This window comes from Microvirga calopogonii (genome assembly GCF_003347665.1).
Classification (GTDB): domain Bacteria; phylum Pseudomonadota; class Alphaproteobacteria; order Rhizobiales; family Beijerinckiaceae; genus Microvirga; species Microvirga calopogonii.
Map to the genome: position 1 here is coordinate 448,845 of NZ_QDGA01000001.1, position 26,583 is coordinate 475,427.

Consider the following 26,583-nt stretch of genomic DNA (forward strand, 5'->3'; position numbering starts at 1 on the left):
ATGTCGAAGCTTCTCGTGAAACCGTCTAAGGCCGATCCGACTGGACGAATCCACGCCATTACGCCCGAGTCGGCAGGTTGGACCTATGTGGGCTTCGAGGTTTACCAGCTCAAACGGGGTCAGACCTTGCAGCGGCAGACGGAGAACCGCGAGGCCTGCATCGTGCTGCTCTCGGGCAAGGCGCGCGTGGCGGCCTCAGGCCAGGATTTCGGCGTGATCGGCGGCCGCAATTCACCCTTCGAGCCGGACCCGTGGTCGCTCTATGCGCCGGCACGGTCAGAATGGTCCCTGGAGGCGCAGACGGATTGCGAGATCGCCGTCTGCACCGCACCGGCCGAGGGCAGGCTTCCGGCACGCGTGATCCGACCCGATCAGGTCGGCCAGGAAACCCGTGGCCAGGGCACCAACACGCGCCATGTGCGCAACATCCTGCCGGAAACGGAGCCGGCGGAAAGCCTGCTCGTGGTCGAGGTCATCACGCCGTCCGGCCATTGGTCGAGCTATCCGCCGCACAAGCACGACCGGGACATGCTGCCGAACGAGTCGCTCCTCGAGGAGACGTACTACCACCGGCTCAATCCACCATCGGGCTTCGCGCTGCAGCGGGTGTACACGGACGACCGCTCCCTCGACGAGACGCTGGCTGCGAGCGATGGCGACGTGGTGCTGGTGCCGAAGGGCTACCATCCCGTCGGCGCGCCGCATGGCTACGAGCTTTACTACCTGAACGTGATGGCCGGCCCGAAGCGGATCTGGAAGTTCCACAACGATCCGGATCACGAATGGATGCTCGCGAAAGCTTGATCCATTCGGCTCCCTCAGGCATGAGCCGAATGGAACCTTCCTCAGAGGCCCTATGACGTGGTCCGACCTCGCCGCGCGCGTCCTCAAGACCGCGATCGCGCTCGTCAGCGCGGTCGTGATGGACTACGCGTTCCTGAACGGGCGCATGACGCGCCAAGCCGTGACGGGGATCGAGCGCATGGCAGCCGACGCCCCGGTCCTCCTCGACCGCCTCGTCACGAGCGTGCTCAACATCAAGTGGGACCGCTGAACGCGTCCTGAAAGGGGTCAGCCGCTCGCCACCAGATGCTGCTCGATCTCGTAGACCGGGTGCTTCGTCAGATCCTTGTTCACCTCGGCCAGGATCCTCTGCTTCACGGCATCGGAGAACCGGCTGCGCAGTTCGGCGAGGGTGCGCGGAGGCGCAGCCACGATGATGTGCTTCAACCTGCCGCCGGAGCAGGCCGCATTGACTGCCTCGGCTACTTCTCCGGCGAATTTCCGCTCGGCGAGATCATGCCAATCGACCTGCTCGACCGCACTGCGCTGGCCCATCATCCAGGTCCGGCCTTGCTTGTCCGTGCCTTGCAGATGGGTCGGGAGATTATCCGGAGCCTCCAGAACGCGCTCCACCTGGAGATTCGGATAGAGATCGTCGCCCTGGTTCTTCAGGAAAAGGGCTTTCCTGCCGTCGCTGACGAGAACCAATCCGTCATGCGGAAGCTTGAGAGCTTTGTTCACGATCATGCTCCTTGTTACGGGAGACATTCTTCGTCCGCGGGGGGAGCGGCGCCTTGATTCAAATCATATTACGGTCTTGAGAATCCCGCTCCGGGTCCGGCCGCATGGAGGGTGTCCGACGATACTTGCCTTTTGGAACGGAACGGCCACGGTCTCGTTCCTCCCATGGTCTCACTCGCTCCTGTCGGTCCATGGCAAACCTTCTTCGCATCCTGCTAGCCATCCTGCTCCCACCAGTCGGCGTCTTCTTCACCGTCGGCCTGGGTGGGCAATTCTGGCTCAATATCCTCCTGACGATCCTCGGCTATATCCCAGGCATCGTTCATGCGGTCTGGATCATCGCGCGACGGGCCCATTGAGAAGGGCGGGATACGCTGAGGATCAGGAGGCGCAATCCTCCTACCGGGCCCCTTGTTCGATGGCACGGTCCACACGGCCAGGCCGTGGCCGCTCCACCGGCCAGCCATACCCATATCCGCGGGGCTGATAGTACCGGTTTCCGTAATAGCGGTTCCCATAGTACCGGTTCCCATAGTACCGGTTCGGCGCGTAGCGATAAGAACGATAGGATCGACCGTAGCGATGGCGTGGAGGAGCATAGGCTCTGCGGCGGACGGTCCGGGCATTCTCATACATGACGCCCCCCGGTCCGTACCAGCCGGCGCCATAAGGCCCGTTCACCATGCCATTACGCCAAGTTCCCGTGCTCTCCCCAGCCTGTGCGGGAAGCGATGCAAGCGTGGCGGCGCCGGAAAGAGACAGGGCCAGAACGCAGGTCTTCATGATACGCGAAGAAAACATTGAACTCTCCGGCAGTTTACGACCTTGGACAACGTTCCCATGCTGAGGTGCGTTCCAAACGAAGCCTCACGAGATATGCGATGGAAAAAGGGAGGTGTGGTGAAGATCGCCCTTCGGTGCCCCTCGGCATTTCCCTTGGTGCTGCAGCGCACGTGGCATGATGGAATGCATGAACGGAGAGGCGCTTGGAACGTTCATGTCTTGCGTACGGCATTGCAGGACGCAAGACCAAAAGGCCACGCCGATGACCGTTCTCGATCCCATATCCGGCAAGCAGGTCGCGATTCACGCACCGGAGAGGCCGCGCCCTTCGCATGGGGCTGCTCTTCCTGACAAGGGAGCCGCACTGCCCCGCCAGGAAACGCCAATCGCCTGCAAACCCGAACCGGACGGCGGAAGTCGGTTGCCGGAGGAGCCTGACAATTCGTGATCTGGAGTGAATTGGCGCACCCGACGGGATTTAGATAGGTACTGGGATCATTGGGAAATCCCGATTCCAGCCCTGTCAGGACGGGAAGTATCCGCAGCCGCAGCCCGGACAATGACTGAGATCAACATGACAGACCCCCCGGGCATGTTGTTCGATGCCTGCAGGCTCAAGCCCGCCGCTTCCCGGCTGCGGCAGCTTGCCCGGAGGACGTTCGCCTGTTGCGCGACTTACGCGCAGGGACGTGCGGCTTCGTGACAGCCTCAAGAGGCTTTGCATGCTCCTCCGGAACAATTCAGCGGTAGCCTCCCGCAGGCGTCCCGCTCCATCACTCTCGCAGGATCGTCCAAGATTGCAGTGAGACGACAGGAAGGCCTGCACTCAGGAGCGCTTCAGGTCCACCATTCTACGAGGCAGGGAGTTCATGACTTCTACGCCTGTTTCCGTGACGAGAAGCTGATCCTCGATCATGAGTGCGCCAACACCTTTCGCATAGAAGGGAGCTTCTAAGGCCAGTACCATGCCGGGTTCGACGAGTTCCTCATTGCCGGCAGAAACGAACGGCCAGTCTTCCATGCCTACACCGGCCCCAACAGCATGCCCAAAGTGACCGCGATGATATTCGACATAGCCCGCCGCGCGCATCTCCTGGAGTACAGCGGCATAGACGGCGCCGAACGTCACGCCCGGTCGAATGGCGGCAAGGCCCGCTTCGAAGGCGCAGGCGAGGGCGCTGAAGATGTCTTGGGCAATGGCCGACGGATTGCCGAAGGAGAAGGTCCGTGCGCCATCCGACGAGTATCCGTCAATCAGGCAGCCGACATCCGCCTTGATAATAGCGCCTTCTTCCACAATCCCCGCTCTCCCCCATGGATCCGGTCCGACGGCAATAAAGTCCCATTGCCCGGTTAGATTGCGAACTCCTGCGACATGGGCGGCCTGCCGCACCCCGCTACGCCACGCCTCAGACAATTGTCCGATGGAAGCGCCGTGTGCTACGTCTGCCATCAGGGCTCTCAAACCGGCCTCGGCAAGTATCGAGGCCTGTCGCAAGCGAGCAATCTCTCGTTGTGATTTCACGGCGCGAAGCCTGCGAATGATTGCGGACCCGTCAGCCCAATCGACACGAGGCAGTGCTGCTTGCAGAGCCCTGAAATCGGCTACCGGCATGAACTCGAAATCTACCCCGATCCGGGCGGAGCCAAGACCCTTCTCATGCAAGGCATCGCGCAACAGCTCCAGAGCGCGAGGCAGATCGAACGTCTCCGGTCTCGGGTGAATGCGTCCCTGCTCCCGATAGGCGCGTGTCACCCGCTCCGCTGTGGAAGAGCCTTCCGGCAAAATCGAGAGATCCACTGTGTCGATCCAGATGCGGTGCTCCCTGACGTCAATGCTCGGCGCAGCCTGCCGCAATCCTTCCGCAGCCATGTCGGACACGATGGCGACCACATGCTCTGCCGAATTGAACGGGACCAAGGCAATCGCGCCCCCTGCCCTGCGCCACATCGTGGCAACTCCACCGGAGGCGCCGGTGGCGTAGGCGAAGTTCTCCGGTTGAAACAGTACGAGGGCATCGATTCCCTGCGCCTGCATCAACAGCCGGGCACGCTCGCGATTGAAGTCCGACATCTGCATCTCCGGGAAATTACGTGAATTGGGCACCGGCCGGAAGCCGGGACCGGTCGAATACTTCCCGGATGGTGCCGCCCTCCATCCGCGCCCCCCGTGAACACATATGGGCGATCACATCCCGATCATGGCTGACGAGGATGAAGGTCATGCCGTGAGCATCCTTGAGATCGTTGAGCAGGTTCAAAATCTCCGCCTGAACAGACACGTCGAGAGCAGAGGTAGGCTCGTCTAAAAGCAAGACCTTCGGCCTGAGGAGGAGTGCACGCGCAATCGCGACGCGTTGCCTTTGCCCTCCGGACAATTCGTGCGGATAGCGCCGGGCCATGGTCGGGTCGAGGCCGACCTGGCTTAGAACCTCGGCAATTCGGCGATCGACATTCTCGATGCCATGGACACGCAGAGGCTCGCCCAGGATCCTGCCGACTCGATGGCGCGGATGAAGGGATCCGTATGGGTCCTGGAAGACCATTTGGATGTCACGGCGCAACCGGCCCGTGATCCGCGCGCCAGATGTCAAGTTCTCACCATAAACCGTGATCCGCCCCGCCCAATCGCGCTGCAGGCCTGCAATGGCGCGAAGGACTGTGGACTTGCCACATCCGGATGGACCGACAAGGCCGAAACTTTCTCCCGGCTGAACGGAGAAGGAGGCACCACGCACTGCCGCGACGGGCGTTCCTTCACGATTGAAGGAGATCCTGAGGTCCTCGACCACTAATGCTGCACCGGAGCTTGTCATGACATCGCCTCGAAAGCCTTCCGGCTCAGCACCGGCAGATGCGTTCCGTATGTCGCCGCGGAGGGGCGTGCCGCCCAGAGGGTCCGCGTATAAGGATGATCTGACGAGCTCAATTCTTCACCGCGGCGCTCGTCCACGATCCTGCCCCGATAGAGCACGAGGACCCGGTCGGCATGGCGCGTGACCAACTGAAGGTCATGACTGATGAGAAGAAGGCCTGCTCCCTGCTCGGCGGCGAGCCGGCTCATCAGATCAAGAATCTGATCGCGCAACTCGCTGTCCAGAGCCGAGGTTGGCTCGTCGGCGATCAGGACACGCGGCTTGTTGATCATCATGGCGGCGATCATGACGCGCTGGCCCATGCCGCCCGACAGTTCGCCAGGATAGCTTCTGTAGATCCGGACAGGATCGAGAAGTCCCACCGCGGCCAGCATGTCAAGGGCGCGCTCGCGCCGCTCGGCTTTTGAGAGGCGCGTATGGAGCCTGAGCGTCTCCTCGACCTGCCAGCCGATCCTGCGAGATGGATTGAGGGAGAACCGAGGATCCTGCAGTACGAATCCCATTCCGTTGCCGCGAATTTCGCTCCAGCCACCTTGGTCGAGCGAGAGAAGATCGGTTCCACCGAAGCGTAGGATTGAAGCGGAGACGTGTGCAGACGATGGCAGAAGTCCCATAACGGCTCGGGCCGCTGTGGACTTTCCACTACCCGACTCTCCGACCAGTGCAACCCGTTCCGCTCCCACCGAGAACGAAATGCTATCGAGGACAGGCGCTGGCGCGCTCCCGTCCTCCGAACGAAAACGCACGCTCAAATTACGGGCTTCGAGAAACGGCTCAGCCATGGCGTGGATCCAGCCAGTCGCGCAGCCCATCGGCCAGCAGATTGAAGCCGAGCGCAGTCAGCAAAACGGCGCCCCCTGGAATTGCCGCGACCCACCACTGATCGAAGATGACCTGCGTTCCTTCAGCAACCATCGAGCCCCACTCTGCCGTTGGAGGCTTCACACCCAAACCGAGGAATCCAAGCCCAGCCGCGGCAAGGATCATCCCGCCGAGGTCAAGCGCAAGGCGAACAATGGCGGACGGCATGATCATCGGCATCACATGCCCGAACAGGAGACGCAGACCTCGAATGCCCCCCATCTCTGCGGCCGCGAGATAATCGCTGTGGCGAATGGCGCGCGTTTCGGCCCTTGCCTGGCGTGCATAGGCCGGCCAACTTGTGAATGCGAGAGCAAGAGCACCGTTGATCAGGCCCGGGCCAAGCACGGCCACGAATGCGAATGCGAGGACGAGGCGGGGAAAAGAGAGAACGATATCCGTGATAGCCATCAACACACGTTCGACGAAACCACCGAAATAACCTGCCGTCATACCAATCGTAACCCCGAGGGGCGCCATCAGAAGCGCGACGAGCCCGACCAGGAGAAGCGTCGTCCGCGTGCCGTAGATGATCCGCGAGAGAATATCGCGACCGAAACCGTCCGTTCCAAGCCAGTGGGAGGCGGATGGTGCGGCCAGCCTGATATTCATTTGCTGTGCATTGGGGTCATAGGGCGCGATCAGCGGAGCAAGCAGTGCTGCCAGAAGGACGAGCCCCACAATGACGAAGCCGGCCTGCATCAAGGATGATTGGCGTAGCGTGGATTTGCGCGCGCCCGAGCCGATCGTCGAAATGGACAGGCTCATGGGCGCACCCTCGGGTCAAGGCGAGCGACGAGAAGATCAGTGAGCGAATTGATGATGATGAAGCATAGCCCGATCACCATGGTTCCTCCCATGATCGCCGGAACGTCGCCGGAAAACATTGCGGTCGTCAGATAACGGCCGAGCCCCGGCCATGCGAAAACCGTCTCCGTCAGCACAGCGCCTTCGAGAAGGCTGACATAGGCAAGGGCGATCACCGTCAGAATCGTGCCTGCCGCATTGGGCAGGACGTGCTCAAAGACAACCCGCGTTCTTCCAGCACCCTTGGCGCGAGCGGCGATCGTGTATTCCTGATTGAGCTCGTTGAGAATTGCGGTCCGGGTCAACCGGCTGATACCGGCAAGAGCATGGAAGGATAGTAGTGCCACGGGCAGAACAAGGTGATGAAGCGCGTCGGCGAATGCCCCATCCTGTCCCGACAGGAACGTGTCGATGAGCACGAATCCCGTCACGGCAGGCACAGTGTACTGAAAGGCGATATCGAGGCGCCCCGGTCCTGGCGCCCAGTGCAGGAACGCATAGAACAGCAGAAGCATGAGAAGCCCGAGCCAGAAGATGGGCACGGAATACCCGAACAGCGAAATGAAACGGGCAACGCTGTCGATCCATCCGCCGGGCTTGATGCCCGACAGGATGCCTAGGCCGATACCGAGAGCGGAGCCTGTGAAAATAGCAAGCGTCGCAAGCTCGACAGTTGCAGGAACCGTTCTGGCAAGATCCGACAAGACCGGTTGCCCGGTCGAGGAGGAGCGCCCTAGATCGCCTTGTGCTACTCGGGCGACATAGGCCAGGAACTGTTCAGGGACGGAACGATCGAGCCCCAGCTCGCGCTTCGCCTGTTCATAGCTCGATACGCTGGCATGTTCACCCACCATCGCGAAAACCGGATCGACAGGCGACATGCGTGTCAGGGTGAATGTGACGAACAGGAGAGCAAAGATGCTCAGCACCAGAAAGCCGAACCAGCGTAGGAAACGAGCCACAACGTGAAATCCCCGCCACGATGGGTGGCGGGGAACAGATGCGTCGGAACGATCACGAAAAATCGTGGAGGACAATTACTTCTGGACCTCGTCGTAATAGACCAGATCGGCGTTGAGCCCTTGAGCATAGCCCTTCACATTGTCCCTCAGCACGACCGGATCGCGTCCCTGGAACGTGAAGATGAAAGGTGAGTTGTCCCGCACCTCACGCTGCAGTTCCTGATAGATCGCGATGCGCTTGGCCGGATCCTGCTCACGCACTGCGGCCTGCGTTTTGTCGCTCAGCTGCGGAACCACCCACCCGGCCTGCCAAGCGGCGTTCTTCGGCCCTTCGCCGCCGCGATTGAGCGTGAAGGCGCTCGCGTTGGAATTGGGGTCGAAGTAATCCGGGATCCAGTAGCGCCACGTCACTTCGTCCTGGCGTGCCCTGCCCTTCGCATAAACCTCGCTCGCAACGCCCGGCTGGATGTCGAGCGTGATGCCCGCCTTGCCGAAGGTCTCCTGCAGGGATTGAGCGATCTGCGTGAAGGGAGCGGTGTTGAACACCGTGAACTTGATGGTAACGCCCTTGTCCAAGCCCGCCCCTGCAAGAATGGCCTTGGCCTTCTCGATATCGAGCTTGTACGGATTGTCGGGCAAGGCTCCCGGGAAACCTTCAGGCAGGAAGGATTGGTGAACCTGCACCGACCCTTTCAGCAGGTCCTTGGCAATCCCGTCGTAATCGATTAGCCAGCGTGCCGCTTCCCAAAGCGCAGGATTGGCGAGAGCGGGATTGGTCGTGCTTGCTGCGTTGAACCGCAGATAGTCCGTCCTTGCGGAAGCGATCTCCTCCACCTTGAGACCGTTCTTCCCTTTGAGCGCACTCACCTGATCCGCGCTGAGGCCGCGGGCGACGTCCGCGTCACCCTGCTCGATCAGGAGACGGCGTGCCGCTTGGTCGGGGATATTGCGGAAGACGATCTGGCTGATCTTCGGGCCGCCCAGCGGAGCTTTGGGATTGGCTGCAAAGACCAGTGCCTCATGCGGCTGGTAGGTTGTGATCGTGAAAGGGCCCGATCCTGCCGAGTGGGTCTTGAGCCACTCGTTGCCGAAGTCGCCGCTCTTGGCGTTGGCCGACACGGCCTTCTCATCCACGATCGAAGCGATTGGCGCCGTGAGGATCGCCAGGGCGAAGTTAGGTCCGATGTCGGCGGACCATGCCAGCTTGACGTGAGTATCGTCGACCTTCGTCAATTGACCGTCGACGCTGTCGGCGGTCCAGCCGAGCTCATTGAGGATGAAGGCCGGCGACTTGTTGAGCTTGACCGCGCGCGACAGCGAGAAGATCACGTCCTCGGGGCGGACCTGATTGCCGGACGCGAAAGCTGCACCATCCCGGATCTTGAATGTGATGCTCTTCCCGTCCGGAGCAGCGACCCAGGACTCCGCCAAGGTTGGTTCGATCTTGGTCGGATCGATCTTTGAGGGCCGAACCAATCGCTGATAGAGGCTGTTGAAGGACTGGACAGTCGTCAGTTCAAAGCCTTCTGCGGGATCGAAGCTCACGGCATCGTCAATCGACGTAGCAACCACCAGAGTGTTCGGAGGCGTCGATGCCTGAACCTGAGTGGTTATGGCAAGGGCTGTTAAGAGCGTCGCTCCCAATGCCGCACTCCGCAGACGATGACTGGACATATGAAATCTCTCCGTAGAACGCTCTGCTGACCCTTCGGTCGGTGCCGAGGCCCCTAGGGCCAATAGGATCATGTAGAAACGCTACAATACGCGTGTTAGTTTGGAAATATCTCGTATTCACATTTATATATGTTTATTGGCAGAGCTGGATGAGCAAGCACCTAAGAAGCGGATCTTTGGGGTGTCATTCGGCTCCAAGCTGGAATCCCGCCATTGATGAGGCGCAACCTCATGAACGTATAAGATTTCTGGTCGGAATAGGAGCGTCACATAGGTGCCGGTCGGAGCCCCTTCACCTCGGTGATTTGTCCCGCGTGTTCAGGAATTTGCACAATTTCTGGAAGAGATAAGGAGTTTGATGCCGATCTACAGACGGGCTCCCAGCGATCGGATCTATGGTGGCAGCAGAGTTGCTCTATGAGCGTCCTGACACGGCACTCGCTACGTTCTGGCCAGAACCTCTCGTACTGTCAGAGGTCGCACAAGTGTAGAGCTTTGGAATAAGGACACCAACATGGGTAATCAGAAGCAGTTACATCTCGGCGCCTTTATGCGTCCGGCGAGTATCCATACCGGAGCCTGGCGCTTTCCAGGAGCTTACCCCGACGCCAACTTCAACTTCCCCCATCTGAAACGGTTTGCTCAGACGCTGGAGCGCGGCAAGTTCGATGCCTTCTTCATGGCGGATCACCTTGCTGTCCTGAATATGCCCGCCGAGGCCCTGAAGCGCAGTCACACCGTCACCTCGTTCGAGCCGCTCACCCTACTCTCCGCGCTTGCCGGCGCCACGGACCGCATTGGCCTCATCGCTACTGCCTCGACCACGTTCGAGGAGCCCTACCATGTCGCCCGCCGCTTCGCCTCGCTCGACCACCTCAGCGGAGGGCGGGCCGGCTGGAACATTGTCACGACCTCGAATCCGGACGCAGCGCTGAATTTCGGGCTTGAGGAGCACATGGAGCATGACGAACGCTATGTCCGCGCTCGGGAGTTCTATGATGTGGTGACCGGATTGTGGGACAGCTTTGCCGACGACGCCTTCACCCGCGACGCAAAGACTGGCCTGTACTTCGAACCTGAGCGAATGCATGTGCTCAACCACAAGGGCCGGTACTTCTCAGTGCGGGGTCCGCTCAACATTGCCCGCCCGGTGCAGGGATGGCCGGTGATCGTGCAGGCTGGCGCCTCGGAAGCGGGTCGGCAACTCGCGGCTGAAACTGCTGAAGTCATCTTCGCGGCCACGCCCACTCTCGCCGCTGGGCGCGCCTTCTATGCGGATGTGAAGGGGAGGCTCGATCGGCTTGGCCGCCCGCGGGACCATCTGAAGATCCTGCCCGGTGCCTTCGTCGTGGTCGGGGACACGGTCGAGGAGGCCCGCGCAAAACGGGCAAAGCTCGACAGCCTTGTGCACTATGACAGCGCGATTGCCTCACTCTCTATCGCACTTGGGCACGATGCGTCAGGGTTTGATCCCGATGGGCCGCTGCCGGACATCCCCGAGACCAATGACAGCCGCAGTGCACGAGAGCGGGTCATCGAGCTTGCGCACCGTGAGAAGCTGACGGTCCGTCAACTGGCTCAGCGCCTCGGGGGCTACTCTGGACTTGCTTTCGTCGGCACCCCTGCGGCGATCGCAGACGAGATGGAGGAATGGCTGACCAGCGAGGGCAGTGACGGCTTCAACGTGATGTTCCCGTTCCTGCCGGCCGGGCTCGACGACTTTGTCGACAAGGTGGTGCCAGAACTGCAGCGGCGGGGCATCTTCCGACACGATTATGAGGGGGCAACGCTGCGTGAGCATCTTGGCTTGCCGCGGCCGGAGAACCGTTTCTTCTCCGGCCCTGCAGCAAGACCATCGTAGAGCTTCAAACCGAACCACACCCAAAGCCTGACGTCCGCTCCGAGCACCTCGCTGAGTTGGGATGGTTAAGCTCCCCTCATTAGGGAAACACCAGAGCAGGATGAGACGCTGGTTGCTAAACGGTCAGGATTGTTGATCCGGTGGTCTTACGAGACTGTAGATCCTCATGAGCCTTGGCAGCATCCTTCAATGGATAGGTTTGGTTGACCTCGATCTTGACCTTGCCAGAGAGCACGACATCGAACAGGTCCTGGGCCATGGCCAGGAGATCAGCCCGCTTTGCGGCATAAGTCCCTAAGGTGGGCCGCGTCACATAGAGCGAGCCCTTTTGGGCCAAGATTCCGAGATTGACGGGTTCGACCGCACCAGAGGATTGCCCAAAGAGCACCATGAGCCCGCGTGGGGCAAGACAGTCCAACGAGGCAGAGAAGGTGTCCTTGCCGACCGAGTCGTACACGACCGGCACCATGCTGCCATTGGTGATCTCCCTCACCCGCTCGACGAAGTTCTCGCGCGTGTAGAGGATGGTATGTTCGCAGCCATGAGCCTTGGCGAGTTCGGCCTTCTCGGCGCTGCCGACAGTGCCGATGACGGTAGCGCCCAGGGCCTTTGCCCATTGGCACGCGATGAGGCCGACGCCGCCGGCGGCCGCATGGAACAGGATGGTGTCACGTTCCTTGACCTTGTAAGTCTGACGGATGAGGTACTGGGCGGTCATGCCCTTAAGCATCATCGCGGCAGCCTGCTGATCGGAGATGCCGTCCGGCAGCACGACCAGGCGATCGGCCGGTATGACGCGCTCTTCGGAATAGGCGCCCTGGGGGCCGCCGGAGTAGGCAACCCTGTCACCGACCTTCACGTCGGTCACGCCCGGACCGACCGCCTCGACCACGCCAGCCGCCTCTGTGCCGAGACCGCTTGGCAGTGAAGCCGGGTACGCGCCAGAGCGCACGTAGGTGTCGACGTAGTTCAGGCCGATGGCCGTGTGGCGGACACGGGCTTCACCTGGCCCAGGCTGGCCGACCTCAACCTCTTCCCAGACGAGAATCTCAGGACCTCCAGTCTGGTGGAAGCGAATAGCGTGGGTCATGATGTCGTTCCCTTCCGAGCCAGATTACGGCTCCACATTAGGCGAAGATCAAATGTCTGCATGGCATCAAAGTACGACTTTGATCGGGCCCGTACACGCCGGCGCCATGCTGCCTTGCCCCGAGTTGGGGAATAAGGTTCAGCAGACCCAAAGCACACCCCACAGAAGCCGCCGCAACAGAAACCAAGGCGTTGCGGCAGGGTCGTTGGGAGCAACAAGTCAATGCCGTCAGCTCACGGTAACTCAGCTCTGCTAACTCTCTCGCAGGATAGTCATGGTGTATCCGTAAAATCCCGGATCGCTTTGGTGTAGCCCGCCGGGTCCTGCAGCATATCGAAACGACTCACCTGCGGCATGATGAGCAGCTTGGCATCTGGAATCGTGTTCGCCAAGTACTCGGTATGAGCGCGGGTGATCCCCTCGTCGTGATCTCCTAGAACAATAGCAGTCGGCACCCGGATGGCAGCCCGTTGCTCAAAGACTGAAGCTTGGTCCATAGCTTCTTACGGCAACGTATCGTCATGATATCGAATCCCGTCAGCGACCATACGACAGCGCCCTCTCAAGCCATAGGCTATAGCGGGATGCGCTAAAGCAGAGAGCAAAATAAATGAGCGCGACGAAGACGAAAGCTTCGTCATAAAACCCGAGCCAGTTAGGATCGGTCGCAGAGGCTTTGGCAGCATTGAGCAGGTCGAAGATGCCGACGACTGCCACAAGCGATGTCGCCTGAAAGATACCGATCGCGAGAGTTACGAGAGCCGGAACGACCGAGCGGAGCGCTTGCGGCAGGATGACGAGGCGAACGGAAGCCCAGTAGCTCAATCCGAGCGAGCGCGCCGCCTCATATTGTCCTGCCGGCAGAGCCTGAAGACCTGCCCGGATGATCTCAGCAAGGTAGGCAGAGAAGAACAGGAGCATGGCGATCTGAACCCTCAGGAGCTTGTCGAGCGCTAGACCGTCCGGAAGCATCATTGGAACGAGGAGTGTCGCTGCATAGAGGACAGCGATCATTGGCACCCCGCGCATCACTTCGATAAAGCCGATGCATAAGGACCTGACACCTCCCATGGACGAGCGCCGCCCCAAGGCAAGCAAGACCGCAATCGGAAAGGCGCCCGCGAAACTTACTGCCGACAGAAGAAGCGACAGGGGGAGCCCTCCCCATTGCGTTGCCGAAATCTGCTCTTCCGATCCAGCACCGCTCATCAGCAGAACAACAAGGCCGAGAACGATAGCCCAGAGCCATACCATGCGCCGGTGCCAGAAGCGCGGCGTCGCCGTGAGCACGAAGAGGAGCAGCATGAGAGTAAGCGCGAGGAACGGTCGCCAATGCTCGGACCTGGGGTAAAAGGCAAAGAAGATAAACTGGATTTTCGCACCAATGAAAGCCCAGCATGCGCCACGGGCTTGGGCACATGTATCCTGAGTTCCAGACCAGGCAGCTTCCAGAATGGCCCAGCGTAGAAGTGGCGGCAGCGCCCACGCCAGAAAGGCCATGAACAAAAAGGTCAGAAGCGTGTTGCTCCAGGTTCCGAAGAGACCCACGCGCCATCGCCGGGACAGTGTTTTCAATGACGTGGGGCGAGACATGATGAGACCTGTCATTTCCCGAGCATTCCCCGAGCAGCGAGCCGCGCGTTGTGTTTATTCATAACGAACGAGACCGTCAGATTAAGTACGAGGTAGACGCCTACCAGAATGGTGATCGTCTCAAGTGCCTGCCCAGTCTGGTTTGCACTCGTGTTGACAATGCTGACGAGATCTGGAAAGCCGATGGCGACCGCGAGACTGGAGTTCTTAGTCAAGTCGAGATAGCTCGACGTGATGAGCGGCGTAATCACCCTCATCGCCTGCGGCAAGACGATGAGGCGCAGGATTCGGCTACGGGATAGGCCGAGCGCCTTACCGGCTTCCCATTGCCCTACGGAGACAGATTCGATTCCGCTACGGACAATTTCCGCAACGCCTGCCGACGTGTGAACGGTAAGGCCCAGGAGCAGCGCGGCGAACTCGGGCGAGAGTGACACACCACCGACGATATTGAACCCCTTCAGCTGCGGCGCTTCAACGGCGATAGCACCCTCAGAGAGCACGAAGGCTAAGAGCAGGAAAAGGATCGAGAGAACGACGACCGGCTTAGCCAGGCGCAAAGATGAACCCCACGGTATCCTCGGACGGACAAGCAGATACAGTCCCGCAACTCCAACCCACGCGAGGGCGATAAGCCACAAAGCTGATGGTGCCTCAAGGTGAAGCGTCGGCAGGAATACCCCGCGATTGCTCAGGAAAACTGTGTCAAGAGGTTGTAAGGCTTGGCGTGGCGGGGGCAACGCATGCGTTATGGCACTCCATAGAAAGAGCTGCAACAACAGCGGCACGTTTCTCACGGCCTCTATATAGCCCTGGACGAAACCAGAAAGGAGCAGGTTTCCGGACAGTCGGGCAACTCCCAGCAGAAGACCAAGAATGGTGGCGAGAAAGCAGCCGAGGACGGAAACGGCAATGGTATTCAAGAGCCCCACCAGAAGGGCGCGGGCATAGACATCGCTTGCAGAGAACGGAATCAGCGCTTCCCCAATCTCGAAGTTCGCAGCGCGCCCCAGGAAATCGAATCCTGGCGAGAGCCCCAGATGGCGCATGGTCGCAAGCATGTTGAGGCCGAGCAGTATCAACAGAGCGATGAGCCCACCGAACAGCCCCATCTGCAGCAGAGGATTTGGCCCCCACCAACGCCTGAGTGCTTGGAAAAAGCCGGGTCTCGGGAGACCCGGCAATGCTTGGGGCTTCATAAAGGAAGCATCCTTCACCGATTAACGGAACGGTGGCGCGTAGAGCAGGCCGCCCTGTGTCCAAGGCTGGTTATAGCCGCGCTCAAAGCCGACCTTCGTGTCCTTGCCCACGTTGCGTTCGAAGATCTCGCCGTAATTGCCGAGAGTTTTGACGATCGTGTAGGCGAACTTTGGATCGAGTTTGGTTGCCTGTGCGAGGCTCGGATCGATGCCGAGGAAACGCTTGATCGCCGGGTCTTCACTCTTGAGGAACGTATCAACATTGCTGCTGGTAATGCCGAGCTCTTCGGCCTGGATCAGGGCATAGACGGTCCAGTTCACGATCTCGAGCCAGCGGTCGTCACCCCAGCGAATGGCGGGAGCGAGCGGCTCCTTTGAGATTCGCTCCGGGAGAAGAACGTAATCATCAGGGTTCTTCAGCTGCGTGCGCTTGATGCCCAGATCTGAAGCGTCCTGCGTGAGCACATCGCAACGGCCGGCTTCGAAGGCTTTAAGGAACTCATTCGTATCCTCAATGGTGACAGGCTTGAAGCTGATTTTGCTCTTGCGGAAGAAGTCTGCGATGTTGAGCTCACCCGTCGTTCCGGTCTGAACGCAGACAGTGGCGCCATCCAGCTCGCTGCCCTTGGTCACATTCAGCTTCTTCGGCACAAGAAGGCCCTGCCCGTCATAGAAGACGACCGGCCCGAAATGAAAGCCGAGTTGGGTCGAGCGGGTGATCGTTTGCGTCACGCCTGATAGAAGTATGTCGAACTCGCCCGACTGAAGCGCCGGGAGGCGTTGCTGGGGTGACGAAGAGGTGAACTCGACTTTTTCGGGGTCATTGAACACAGCGATCGCGAGAGCGCGGCCGATATCGACGAAGAAACCTTGCCAGCGGCCGTTGCTGTCAGGTGCAAAGAATCCGGGCTGCGATCCCACGCCGACCTTGATCTTGCCGCGTTGCTGTATCTTGTCGAGAGTTTCGCCGGCATAGGCTATTCCCGAAAGAAGAGTTGCTGAGGACAGCGCGAGTGCGGCTGCCACGATTGTCTTGCGAAGACTGTGTCTTCCGTTCTTGATCATGATGACCCCCGAGTTCGTTACGTTCCAGGCCTTACTTCCACTCTCGCTTAGGGTTCTCGCTTTGCTGATCGAAGCCGCGGCTTTGCCGGGTGACTTGGATCCAGGCCTGGACACTTCAGTTGAAGTTCGCTCTGAAAGAATCCATGCAGCAGCGAAGCTCGACACCTAAGTCCGCGAGATACCAGGCCGCGTATTCACCGTGGCCTTTGGTTCAGAAGAAGCATCAGCAGACCTTCAGAAGGTGTCCGATTGCACACTCAAGGTCAACGAGAATGTTCTTTTTAAAGAACGGCAACTAGGAGAATTCTCTTCTTCCGGCAGTCTTCTAAAGAGAAAGAAGTGCAATTATGGATCAAAACTGTCCTCAGATGCTGGCAGCGCCCATGACTAATCGACCGGTCGAAGCGAATATCGGCCCATATCGTTCTAAATGACGAACAAAGATGTGGCCCGTGACCAAATCGGATCCCCGCCGATGCGCGGGATATTAGCCAGGCGGGAGCTTGGCCAACCATGATGAATGGTGGAACTCTGCCGGCGTCGCGGTGCTCACGCCGAAGGAAGCGCTATGCGTCTCCAAAGCGTTTCCAACGTCTTGGACATTGCAGAGGGCCGCACTCAAGTAACGACCCTCCGTGGGTGTCCGGTCAGGCAATCGCGCTTTGCGCTTCCGGAGGCAGGAGGTCGGCATGATGGCGACGCGCGACATCAGGGTGAGACCGTAAGCGGCTCTTGAGGTGATTTAGGCCCACCTCCCGGAAGATCGGGTTCAATGGGTCGACCGTGACGCCTCGTTCGGCCCGCTTCAACTCCTCCGGCAGGTCGATGACCGGGATCGTCGCGTCGTAACGAGCTCCCAGGAAGAAAGCGACTGAATAGCGCTCGGTTCCGCGCGGCGGTGTCACCACATCGTGCACGTCGGCCCGAACAAAACCATTGGTCGCAAGCTCCAGGAGCTCACCTGTATTGATCACAAACGTGCCAGGAACCGGAGGTGCGTCAATCCATGCGCCCTCCTCGGTGCGCACTCTGAGGCCAGCTGCTGTGTCCTGGAGAAGGACTGTCACGAAGCCACCGTCCTTGTGAGCCCCAACCCCTTGGTCACTGTCGGTAGAGTCACGCCCTGGGTAGCGGATGATCTTCAGGAGCTGCGTGGGCTGGGGCTCATAAATCGGTGCAAAAACGTTCTCCGGCTGATCCAGCGCGACGGCAATCGCCTTCAGTACATCGATGCCGACGCGGGTGACCTCCGCCTGATAGGTGAGGAGAACCGGCTTCAGTTCTGGTAAGGCCTCAGGCCACTGGTTGGGACCGTAAAGGCGCTTCCAGGGAGGCGTATCCGACTTGATGGGCTGGGCCTCACCTTCCGTATTGATGTCGAGCTGCTCGCGCCAATCCTGTTCGCCGCGCGTCCGCTCGTATCCGGCACGGTTATAGCCGCGGAAATGCGGTGACTTCACCATCTCGATTGAGAGTTTGTCCTCTTCCGGCAACGCGAAGAAGCGCTTCGAATATGCCAGCACTTCCTCGATCAGCGTTTGCGGCACGCCATGCCCGGTCAGATAAAAAAATCCATGGTCATGGAGAATGGCTCTCAGGTCTTTGATAAAGCTGGCACGCTCAGCTGCGCCAGCGTAAAACCGGGATAGGTCGATTGTGGGCAGGTGCGCTGACGTTGTTTGGCTCGTCATCATTAAGTCTCGCTACAGGTGGTCAACAGGTTGAAATGCTCTCTTCGGGCTGTCAGTGGGGCCAATGTCCCACGGAGATACGAGGTTTGATGTCGCCTGCGTTCAAAACCAACCGCGCGCGGCATCGAATGCCCTCGCGAGGTCTGACTTTAGGTCGGCGACGTCCTCAAGCCCGATCTGGAGCCGGATGACCGGCCCGTCGCCCGGCGCACGCAGGATCCGGCGTTCGCCCAAATCGACTTGGAGCGCCAAGCTCTGAAAACCGCCCCATGAATACCCGAGCCCGAACAGCGACAGGCCGTTCAGGAAGGCCTGCGCCTTAGCTCTGAAGCTCTGCTCTCGCGAAACAGCCAAGACAAAGGAGAAGACACCGCTTGCACCTTTGAAGTCGCGTTTCCAGATGTGGTGGCCCGGAAAGCTCGGCAGAGCCGGATGGAGAACGCGAGCGACGTCGTTACGTGACTCCAACCATTCTGCAATGGCAAGAGCACTCGCCTGATGGCGCTCAAGGCGCACTCCCATTGTCCGCAGACCACGGAGAACCTGATAAGCATCGTCCGCAGCGCCGCAAATACCAAGCTCTCCATGTGCCTGCTGCAATTGATCCCAGTGCTTGGCATTGGCTGAAGCGGTTCCCATCAAGATGTCGGCGTGACCTGCAGGATATTTGGTTGACGCTTGAATGGATACATCCACGCCAAAATCGAGCGGTCGGAAGTTGATCGGGGTGGCCCAGGTGTTGTCCATCGTCACGACGGCACCGCGCCTGTGAGCGACAGCCGCGATTGCAGGGATATCTTGCATCTCGAACGTATTCGATCCCGGTGCTTCAGTATGCACCAGTTTGGTATTCGGCTTGAACAGCGTCTCAATCGCAGCGCCGAGGGATGGATCGTAGTACTCGACCTCGACACCGAACCGGGTCAGCATCGTATCGCAAAAGTGCCGGACGTTGCCATAAACCGAATCGACGATCAAAGCGTGATCGCCGGCCGAGAGGTAGGCCAGAAAGGTCACAGTGACAGCCGCAAGGCCGGAAGGAAGGATGATCGTGCCCGCCGCTCCTTCGAGCTCATTCATGGCCTCGCAGAGAGCATCGGTTGTTGGTGTGCCGCGTGTTCCATACGTGTATTTCTGTCCGTGAGTTTCCATCGTGTGGGCATCGGGGAACAGGACCGTTGAGGCGCGCACTGTCGGCGGGTTAATGAAGCCGTGATAATCAAAGGGACTGTACCCGGCCCGAATGAGCTGCGTGTTCGGACCGACCCCTATCGAATGGTCGTCTTTCACGTTCATCTGTTTTGCCATGCCGTGTTTCTCTGGAAGAATGAACGAGCCGAAGCACCACTACAGCGGGTTCCCGGAAAGGTGGCGCTCCAGGAAGGGAAGGTTGTCCTGCCCCCAATAGATCTCACCATCATAGCCGTAGGTTGGAAAACCGAAAACGCCGGCTTGAATGGCGTGAGCGCGGTCGGAGGCCCATTTTGCCCTCACATCCTCGTCCTGCTCGCGCCTCAGTAGCTCAGCGCCGTCGAGGCCGAGAGTATCGGCTATCCTGCGGCGAACCTCCGGCAGACCAATGTCTTCTCCGCGCGTCCAGAAGGCTTCTTGCAACCCACGCGTCAGGGTGACCCAGTCGCCCCCGGCCAGAAGAGTTGCGACTACCGAAAGCGAGGCAGGTGTCGGATCCGAAAGCGCAGGTCTGTTATCCAGGAGAAGCGCCTTCTCACGTACCTTGGCCCAGCGTGCCAAATCGCGTACTCCGTACGCTCGGCGCACTTCAGGACGGTTGCGCGAAAAGATGCCACCGTTTTCTTCGACAACAGTGGTTAAATGGGGATTGATTTCCAACTCATACCTGTGTGCCAGGTCGAGAAAGGCGTCAAAGCCGATGTAGGACCACGGGGAGCCGATTGAGAAGAAATATTCTACGACTTTCGTCACTGGTAGACCTTCTGTTTAGGAATGGGCGCCCAAATCCAGCTGTGGTTCGTCGCCGATATGATTGTTGATGCGGCCACATGTTCCTGCCGTGGGGGTTGCAGACGATGGTCAAATGTCCTTGCCCGCTTCACACGACCGTTTCGATGGCAGGGAGCGCGCGCCATCCGAGTTCCGGTGCGATCCGAGCCACGAAGTCAGACAGGACCTGCCGGTACTCGTCCTCACCAAACTCGTAAGGGAGCTCGAGGCGAAACTCACTGACATGCGGCAGGATGGGATCCTTGAAAAGTTGCTCAAGGATCTCATCAGACGTCCCGACCAGATCGCGCGCGAATAGAGTTCGCCGTTCTCCTTGTGGCGAGAGAGTGCGTTCATAGCGGCTGGCCGCGTATTCCGCATAGCGTTTCCGGGAAATTCGACCCGCACTGTCAGTGGGGACGATGACACGACCAAGCGCGATGCGCCGCGCCCCACCCGATGCCCGCCGGAAGGTTTCGATCAGACGCGACTGCGCAATGAAGAAGTCATCGGTCCCCTCACCGCTGATCACATTGCCGGTCAGGAGATTGAGACCGTTGCGTCCAGCCCATTCCGCAGAGTACTGGGAGCCGCCGCCGTACCAAATTCGGTCAATCAGCCCCCTTGCGTGTGGCTGCAACCGCGGGCGCTGCAGCCCAAACGGTGTCTTGATGCGTGTTCCTTCATCGCCGAGGCGCTCACCCCGGAGATTGTCGAGGAAGCGCACGACCCTGCCATGGGAAAAGTCATAGGCTTCCCATTCACCATCAAAGACGAGGGGTGCCATCAGATCGGCATGCGGCGGCCGCCCGGCACTGATGCCTACGTTCAAGCGTCCACGAGACAGGACATCGACGGTGGATAGGTCTTCGGCCAGCCTGAAGGGGCTTTCATAGCCGATCGGAATGACTGCGCTCCCGAGCTGGATGCGGGATGTGCGCTGTGTCGCGGCCGCGAGGAACGCGCTCGCGGACGAGATCCCAGGCTCCAGATGCCGTTGGCGAACCCAAGCGCTGTCGAAGCCCAAACGCTCGCCATATTCAAGAAGCTGGAGCGTCTGCTCCAGCCCGTGTAGAGGATCATCGTCCGGGTAGTTGCCCGGGGTAAGAAAACCGATATGGCTGATCGAGGCGGAACGGATGCTCATGCTGCTCTTCGTCCGACGATCAGAACTTTGGCAGACCCGGTGGATTGGTCTCCGATCGCGGCAGCGCCTCCTCCTCGAGGCTCCAGCGCGCTAGGGCCTTCCCATACTTGCCGTTAGCGATCAGATTGTTGGTCGCAAGCGTCAACGCATCCACGAGACCGCTGCCCTTGCGGGTGGCGATGGCCACATCGGATCTTTGGGGCCAGCCGGCGCTCAGGGTTCCAACACGGCGGATGTTCCGGTCGCGGGCTGCGATGAAGACGAGCTGTGCATGAGGCTGCACGATGACGTCGGCGCGTCCTGAGGCCAGGGCGACGAGTTGCGTCGGCTGATCATCATAGTATTGAAGGTCAAGCGGCTTCAGGCCAGCCGCGATGTTCTGCTTGCTCCATTCCAGCAGGATCCGCTCCTGGTTGGTCCCGGCTCCGACGATGATCCGCAATCCGGCAGCATCCTTCGGCTCCTTGATCGCACCGATCGGGCTGTCGCTCTTGACGAAGAAGCCGTGCAGGCCTTGGCGGTAGGTGGCGAAGTCGAACTTCTCCTTGCGCTGCTCCGTCACGCCGACATTGGAGATGACCGCATCATATTTACCGGACGCGAGGCCGAGTGGCCAGTCCGCCCAGGCCACCGGAACAAGATTGAGCTCACGCCCGAGGCTGTCCGCAATCAGCTGGGCGAAATCAGCGTCGGCTCCGACAACCGTCTTGGCGTCGGTGGCATAAGTGGCCAGCGGCGGTCCGCTCGGGCTGATCGCAACGGTGAATTTATCCGGCTCAACGAATTTGTAGGCTTGCGGGATTGCCTTGACAGCGCTCTCATCCCGCTCCGCTCGAATCCGGCCGGTCTGTTCCGGTCCGAGGTCGAATGTGACTTGGGCGAATGCAGGCGCGAAGGTCAGAGCCGATAGAGCTCCCGCGGCGAACAGAGACATGACGACGCTGCGTCTCGAAATCATGGCAAACCCTGTTTCTGTTATGGCTTCAGGACAGTTCTTTGTTTGGTCGAGCTCAGCTCTTCGGCAGCCCGGGCGGGTTGGTCTGCGACCGCTCGACGGCTTCCGGGGTCAAGCTCCAGCGTGCCAGCACTTTGGCATAGTTGCCATTCTTGATTTGCGTGTTGATCGCCTGCGTGATCGCGTCCGCGAGTCCGGCTCCCTTACGGGTCGTTACGGCGATTTCGGCGACAAGCGGCCATCCACCGCTGAAGGTACCCACGAGCTTCGTCTTTCCATCCTTGGCAGCCTCAAAGGCGGCAAGGGCATTGGGGCCCAGATAAGCGTCGGCGCGACCTGACTGGATCGCTAGTCCGCGCACTACGTCGTCGTCGTAATATTGGACTTCGACCGGCTTGAGACCCTGTGCGACATTCTGCTGGTTCCAGCGCAGCAGAATCTGCTCCTGGTTGGTGCTCGCTCCGACGATCACCCGCAGGCCGGCAACATCCTTCGGATCCTTGATGCTGAGGGTGCTGTCCGCCTTTGCATAGAAGCCAAGCTCATCCTTGCGGTAGGTCGAGAAGTCGAATTTTTCTTTCCGTTGCTCCGTGACCGTGACGTTGGAGATGACGGCATCGTACTTCCCGGATGCGAGCCCCAGCGGCCAGTCAGCCCAGGCGACAGGAACAAGCTCCAGCTTCAGCCCCAAGCTGTCGGCCACGAGGTATGCGATATCGGGGTCCGAGCCGATCACGGTTTTGGTGTCTGTTGCATAGGCACTGAAGGGCAATCGGCCTGCTGCTACGGCAACGGTGAACACGCCTTCCTTGGCAAGTCTGGCATTCGGCGAAATCAGTCGGATCGCCGCCTCATCCCGTTCCGCGTGCGGTCGACCTTGCTGCTCGGGGCTGAGATCGATGGACTGGGCGAAAGCTATCGTCCCAGAGAGACCGAGGATGAGGGTTGCGAGAAGAGTTCTGAACATCATGGCATTTTCCTTGGGCTAAATCAGAGAACCTTGGCGAGGAACTCGCGGGTGCGGTGATGCTGTGAGGCGTTGAAGACCTGCTCGGGCGTACCGACCTCAAGAATCCGCCCCTGCTCCATGAAGACGACCTGATCGGCGACTTCACGCGCAAACCCGATTTCGTGTGTCACGATGACGAGCGTCGTGCCGGAGCGGGCAAGTTCCTTGATGACGGCGAGCACCTCGCCGACGAGTTCGGGATCAAGCGCTGAGGTCGGCTCGTCGAAGAGCAGCACCTTCGGCTTCATTGCCAGAGCGCGGGCGATGGCAACACGCTGCTGTTGTCCACCGGACAGCTGTCGGGGGTAGGTCCCGGCCTTGTCGCGCAGTCCAACCCGGACGAGGAGTTCGCGCGCTTCGGCGACTGCCTCGTCGCGAGCACGGCCCCGGACGCTGATTGGTGCCTCGATGATGTTCTCGAGAGCAGTGAGATGCGGGAACAGGTTAAAGTTCTGAAACACCATGCCGACATCGACGCGGCGCTGCAGAATTTCGCGTTCCTTGAGCTCGTACAGCGTGTCACCATCGCGCCGATAGCCGATCAGATCGCCATCGATGGCGATGAAGCCGTCATCCACCCGCTCCAAGTGGTTGATCGCCCGCAGCAATGTGGACTTGCCGGAGCCGGACTGGCCCAGGATCACCGTGACGCTGCCGGCTGGAACATGAAGACTGACGTCATCGAGAACCTTGAGCGCGCCGAAGCTCTTGCTCACACCCTCGATGCTCACATCGCCTCCTGACGCAGCGAGGGCAGCAAGGCTGGCGGATGGAGCCTGCGAAGGCTGGACGTCAGAAACCGGACGGGCCGCTGCAGCCTGTGCGCCGGCTTCCGCAATCACAGGATACCCAATTCGCTTCAAAACAGCCGTGATGAGCGCAGGCGGGGGATTGCGCAGCGCTCCCTTGGAGTAGTGCCTCTCGATATGATACTGAATGAAGGAAAGGACGCTCAGGATCACCAAGTACCAGACCGTTGCCACCATCAGCAGCGGAATGACCTCAAGATTACGACGATAGATGATCTGGATGGTGTAGAAGAGTTCCGGCAGGGCCAGGATGTAGACCATCGATGTGCCCTTGGCCAAGCCGATGATCTCGTTGAAGCCGGTCGGCAAGATCGCCCGCATGGCTTGCGGCAGAATGATCCGGGTCGCCTGCCGAGACTTCGGCAACCCGAGCGCAGCGGCAGCCTCAAGCTGTCCCTGGTCAACCGACAGGATGCCACCGCGGATGATCTCTGAACAGAAGGCTGCCTGGTTGAGGGCAAGGCCGATCACGGCAGCCGCGAACGGCGTGAGCAGCTGCGTCGTCTGATACGAAAAGAACGAGATGTCGGTGAACGGGACTCCGAGGGTGATCGTTTCGTAGAGGTAGCCGAGATTGTTAAGGATCAGCAGCAGGACGATCAGAGGAATCGATCGGAAGAGCCAGACGTAGCCCCACGAGAGCGAAGCCAGGAGAGGCGAACCGGAGACCCTTGCGAGGGCCAAACCCGTGCCCAAGAGGAAGCCGAGTGTGGCACCCAGTGCCGTCAGCAGGAGCGTTCGCCCAAGCCCTGCGAGGACAGGTTCGGCAAAGAACCATTCCGCGAAGACATCCCAGCCCCAACGCGAGTTGGAGAAGACGGAATTCAAGATCGCGAAGATCACGATCAGCGAGAGTACGGTGCCGATCGTGCGTGCTGGATATCTCGCAGGGACAATCCGGAAATGTGCCTTGCTTCCGAGAGAAGTCTGTTCAGAAGGGATGTCGAGTTGTCTTAGGGCTGATACCATGGTCATGAAGTACACCTCCGTGCGCGACCTGACATCTAAGGGGTAGTCACAGGCTCAGCGGTAAGTAACTGTTCACGTCTGCTCGCGAGAGTGACCACCTTTGGTACCAGCTCCTTCTCGAAGGGCAGGATCTTGTAGATCTCCGGATCCAGGGTGACATCGAAGCGCGGCGTATAGCCCATGCTGAGATACAGGCCCTTCGCCTCAGGTTGGCGGAAACCCGTTGTCAGATAGATACGGCTGTAGCCCTGACGCCGAGCCTGTGCTTCTAGCTCCAGCACGACACGACGCGCCAGCCCCTGACGGCGATGGTTCTCGTGCGTCCAGATCCGCTTCAGTTCAGCGGTGTGCTCATCGTAGCGCTTGAACGCCCCACCAGCGATGGCTGCCCCATTGCGTAGAAGCAGGACGAAATTTCCTTCCGGCGGAGCGAACAACGCCGCTGGGTAGCGCCGCATTTCTGCGCCCGGCTCATCGCCGAAGTAGGTGCCGTACCGTGTTGCGTATTCGTGAGTGAGAGCCTCGACGAGCGGGCGAGAACGCTCGTCGTCCGGCGAGGTGTAGAGGAAGGTGTCCGTCATGGGATCGCTCCGGATTTACTGAAGGAAAGCGCCTGTAAGGCGTGTCCAGAAGGCAGAAGCCGGCGCCAGAATGGCATCGTTGAAGTCGTAGCGAGGGCTGTGGAGGGCAGCACTGTCGCCGTTGCCCACGAATACGAAGGCGCCGGGCCTGGCTTCGAGGAAGAACGCGAAATCCTCGCTCGCGGTCCGCGGGCGGAAGGATTCAGCGATGCCCTCCGGGCCGAACTGCGTCAGGGCGATCCTGCGAGCAAACTGCGTCTCTGCTGGATGGTTGATCACAGGAGGGAAGCCACGCCGGTAGTCGACGTGGGCTCGCGCTCCGAAACTCTCGGCCTGCGCCTGCGCAAGCGCCGGTACACGGGCTTCCAGAAGGTTGCGGACCGCTGCCGTGAAGCTGCGCAGCGTCAGCTTCATCTCCACGCTATCCGGAATGACGTTGGATGCCGTACCGCCATGGATGGACCCGACCGTCACGACCGCCGCCTCCAGCGGGTCGACCGCGCGCGAGACGACACTCTGAAGCGCCGTAATCAAGGACGCGGCAGCGACGACAGGGTCGATCGTCTCGTGCGGAGCAGCCCCATGGCCGCCCTGTCCGATTACGGTGATGTGAGCCTGATCGACGGCAGCCATTGCAGGGCCTTCGACAAATCCGAATTGTCCCGCGCCAAGCCCTGGCCAGTTGTGGAGCCCGAACACCGCATCACAGGGGAAGCGCTCGAACAGTCCGTCGGCGATCATGCGCCGTGCGCCAGCACCAATCTCCTCGGCAGGCTGGAAGATCAGATGGAGCTCGCCCGAGAAATCGACGTCGTCCGCCACTGCCTTGGCGGCAGCGAGCAGGATTGCCGTATGGCCATCATGGCCGCATGCATGCATGACTCCTTCGTGCATGCTCGTATAGGACAATCCAGTTGTTTCGTTGATCGGCAGGGCATCCATGTCGGCCCGGATCCCAAGCCGCTTCTCGCCTGATCCTCGTCTAAGAGTCCCGACGAGCCCGGTGCCGGCAAAACCTCGGGCCACCTCGTATCCCCAGGAGGCGAGATGGTCGGCGACCAGCTCGCTCGTCCGACGCTCCTTGAAGGCGAGTTCCGGGTGGCGGTGAAGATCGCGCCGGATCGCGATGAAGGGGTCAATCTCGGCGCCCTCTTCCGACATGGCC

26 protein-coding genes are annotated in these 26,583 nt (G+C 60.0%); 4 read left to right on the top strand and 22 right to left on the bottom strand.

Annotation, left to right across the window (positions count from 1 at the left end; all coding sequences use genetic code 11):
* A complete protein-coding gene (gene iolB, locus DDF70_RS02030) occupies positions 1–804 on the top strand; it encodes a 5-deoxy-glucuronate isomerase (RefSeq protein WP_114943175.1) in 804 nt (267 codons plus the stop codon).
* Positions 805–856: 52 nt separating this feature from the next.
* Positions 857–1,054: a hypothetical protein gene (locus DDF70_RS02035; RefSeq protein ID WP_114943176.1), complete on the top strand. Its 198-nt coding sequence runs from the start codon at positions 857–859 to the stop codon at positions 1,052–1,054.
* A gap of 17 nt (positions 1,055–1,071) precedes the next feature.
* Here DDF70_RS02035 and DDF70_RS02040 read toward each other — a convergent pair whose 3' ends face one another.
* Positions 1,072–1,524 (bottom strand): host attachment protein, encoded by a 453-nt coding sequence (locus tag DDF70_RS02040; RefSeq protein WP_245435326.1) that lies wholly within the window; start codon positions 1,522–1,524, stop codon positions 1,072–1,074.
* A gap of 191 nt (positions 1,525–1,715) precedes the next feature.
* Between DDF70_RS02040 and DDF70_RS02045 the strand changes: the two genes are divergently transcribed.
* A complete protein-coding gene (locus tag DDF70_RS02045; RefSeq protein WP_114943178.1) occupies positions 1,716–1,883 on the top strand; it encodes a YqaE/Pmp3 family membrane protein in 168 nt (55 codons plus the stop codon).
* Positions 1,884–1,923: 40 nt separating this feature from the next.
* Here DDF70_RS02045 and DDF70_RS36355 read toward each other — a convergent pair whose 3' ends face one another.
* From DDF70_RS36355 to DDF70_RS02075, 7 genes are all read right to left on the bottom strand, one after another.
* Positions 1,924–2,325 carry a hypothetical protein gene (locus DDF70_RS36355; RefSeq protein ID WP_162820185.1) on the bottom strand — a complete coding sequence of 134 codons (402 nt, stop codon included), beginning with the start codon at positions 2,323–2,325 and terminating at the stop codon, positions 1,924–1,926.
* 808 nt (positions 2,326–3,133) lie between these two features.
* Positions 3,134–4,381: a M24 family metallopeptidase gene (locus tag DDF70_RS02050; RefSeq protein ID WP_114943179.1), complete on the bottom strand. Its 1,248-nt coding sequence runs from the start codon at positions 4,379–4,381 to the stop codon at positions 3,134–3,136.
* Positions 4,382–4,397: 16 nt separating this feature from the next.
* Positions 4,398–5,123, bottom strand: coding sequence for an ABC transporter ATP-binding protein (locus tag DDF70_RS02055; RefSeq protein ID WP_114943180.1), 726 nt, complete (start codon positions 5,121–5,123; stop codon positions 4,398–4,400).
* Positions 5,120–5,965 carry an ABC transporter ATP-binding protein gene (locus DDF70_RS02060; RefSeq protein WP_114943181.1) on the bottom strand — a complete coding sequence of 282 codons (846 nt, stop codon included), beginning with the start codon at positions 5,963–5,965 and terminating at the stop codon, positions 5,120–5,122. Before DDF70_RS02060 ends, DDF70_RS02055 begins: the two co-directional genes overlap by 4 nt.
* Entirely contained in the window at positions 5,958–6,812 is an 855-nt protein-coding gene (locus tag DDF70_RS02065; protein ID WP_114943182.1) for an ABC transporter permease, read from the bottom strand. Before DDF70_RS02065 ends, DDF70_RS02060 begins: the two co-directional genes overlap by 8 nt.
* Positions 6,809–7,813 (bottom strand): ABC transporter permease, encoded by a 1,005-nt coding sequence (locus DDF70_RS02070; protein ID WP_245435327.1) that lies wholly within the window; start codon positions 7,811–7,813, stop codon positions 6,809–6,811. Before DDF70_RS02070 ends, DDF70_RS02065 begins: the two co-directional genes overlap by 4 nt.
* Before the next feature lie 75 nt (positions 7,814–7,888).
* Positions 7,889–9,487: an ABC transporter substrate-binding protein gene (locus DDF70_RS02075; RefSeq protein WP_114943183.1), complete on the bottom strand. Its 1,599-nt coding sequence runs from the start codon at positions 9,485–9,487 to the stop codon at positions 7,889–7,891.
* Positions 9,488–10,001: 514 nt separating this feature from the next.
* On the opposite strand from DDF70_RS02075, the gene DDF70_RS02080 reads away from it, so the two are divergent.
* Positions 10,002–11,348, top strand: a complete 1,347-nt coding sequence (locus DDF70_RS02080) for an LLM class flavin-dependent oxidoreductase (protein ID WP_114943184.1) — start codon at positions 10,002–10,004, stop codon at positions 11,346–11,348.
* Between the two features lie 115 nt (positions 11,349–11,463).
* On the opposite strand, the gene DDF70_RS02085 is transcribed toward DDF70_RS02080, so the two are convergent.
* The 14 genes from DDF70_RS02085 to DDF70_RS02150 form a co-directional block, all read right to left on the bottom strand.
* Positions 11,464–12,438, bottom strand: a complete 975-nt coding sequence (locus DDF70_RS02085; protein ID WP_114943185.1) for a quinone oxidoreductase family protein — start codon at positions 12,436–12,438, stop codon at positions 11,464–11,466.
* A gap of 272 nt (positions 12,439–12,710) precedes the next feature.
* Positions 12,711–12,935: an alpha/beta fold hydrolase gene (locus DDF70_RS02090; protein ID WP_114943186.1), complete on the bottom strand. Its 225-nt coding sequence runs from the start codon at positions 12,933–12,935 to the stop codon at positions 12,711–12,713.
* 40 nt (positions 12,936–12,975) lie between these two features.
* Positions 12,976–13,743 (bottom strand): amino acid ABC transporter permease, encoded by a 768-nt coding sequence (locus DDF70_RS02095; RefSeq protein ID WP_245435328.1) that lies wholly within the window; start codon positions 13,741–13,743, stop codon positions 12,976–12,978.
* A gap of 299 nt (positions 13,744–14,042) precedes the next feature.
* Complete coding sequence (locus DDF70_RS02100) at positions 14,043–15,230, bottom strand: amino acid ABC transporter permease (protein ID WP_114943188.1); 1,188 nt, start codon at positions 15,228–15,230, stop codon at positions 14,043–14,045.
* Between the two features lie 21 nt (positions 15,231–15,251).
* Positions 15,252–16,295, bottom strand: coding sequence for an amino acid ABC transporter substrate-binding protein (locus DDF70_RS02105; protein WP_114943189.1), 1,044 nt, complete (start codon positions 16,293–16,295; stop codon positions 15,252–15,254).
* A gap of 647 nt (positions 16,296–16,942) precedes the next feature.
* Positions 16,943–17,986, bottom strand: coding sequence for an isopenicillin N synthase family dioxygenase (locus tag DDF70_RS02110; protein WP_114943298.1), 1,044 nt, complete (start codon positions 17,984–17,986; stop codon positions 16,943–16,945).
* Positions 17,987–18,088: 102 nt separating this feature from the next.
* Entirely contained in the window at positions 18,089–19,282 is a 1,194-nt protein-coding gene (locus tag DDF70_RS02115) for a cystathionine beta-lyase (RefSeq protein WP_114943299.1), read from the bottom strand.
* 51 nt (positions 19,283–19,333) lie between these two features.
* Entirely contained in the window at positions 19,334–19,930 is a 597-nt protein-coding gene (locus DDF70_RS02120) for a 2-hydroxychromene-2-carboxylate isomerase (RefSeq protein WP_114943190.1), read from the bottom strand.
* A 127-nt stretch (positions 19,931–20,057) separates the two neighbouring features.
* The gene (locus DDF70_RS02125; protein ID WP_114943191.1) at positions 20,058–21,095 is read right to left on the bottom strand and encodes an LLM class flavin-dependent oxidoreductase; all 1,038 of its coding nucleotides are present in this window, start codon (positions 21,093–21,095) and stop codon (positions 20,058–20,060) included.
* A 19-nt stretch (positions 21,096–21,114) separates the two neighbouring features.
* The gene (locus tag DDF70_RS02130) at positions 21,115–22,029 is read right to left on the bottom strand and encodes an ABC transporter substrate-binding protein (RefSeq protein WP_245435329.1); all 915 of its coding nucleotides are present in this window, start codon (positions 22,027–22,029) and stop codon (positions 21,115–21,117) included.
* A gap of 76 nt (positions 22,030–22,105) precedes the next feature.
* Positions 22,106–23,020, bottom strand: a complete 915-nt coding sequence (locus DDF70_RS02135) for an ABC transporter substrate-binding protein (RefSeq protein WP_114943193.1) — start codon at positions 23,018–23,020, stop codon at positions 22,106–22,108.
* 20 nt (positions 23,021–23,040) lie between these two features.
* A complete protein-coding gene (locus tag DDF70_RS38655) occupies positions 23,041–24,837 on the bottom strand; it encodes an amino acid ABC transporter permease/ATP-binding protein (protein WP_162820196.1) in 1,797 nt (598 codons plus the stop codon).
* 35 nt (positions 24,838–24,872) lie between these two features.
* Positions 24,873–25,418 carry a GNAT family N-acetyltransferase gene (locus tag DDF70_RS02145; RefSeq protein WP_114943195.1) on the bottom strand — a complete coding sequence of 182 codons (546 nt, stop codon included), beginning with the start codon at positions 25,416–25,418 and terminating at the stop codon, positions 24,873–24,875.
* 15 nt (positions 25,419–25,433) lie between these two features.
* Entirely contained in the window at positions 25,434–26,579 is a 1,146-nt protein-coding gene (locus DDF70_RS02150) for a M20 aminoacylase family protein (RefSeq protein WP_245435346.1), read from the bottom strand.
* Between the last annotated feature and the right edge of the window lie 4 nt (positions 26,580–26,583).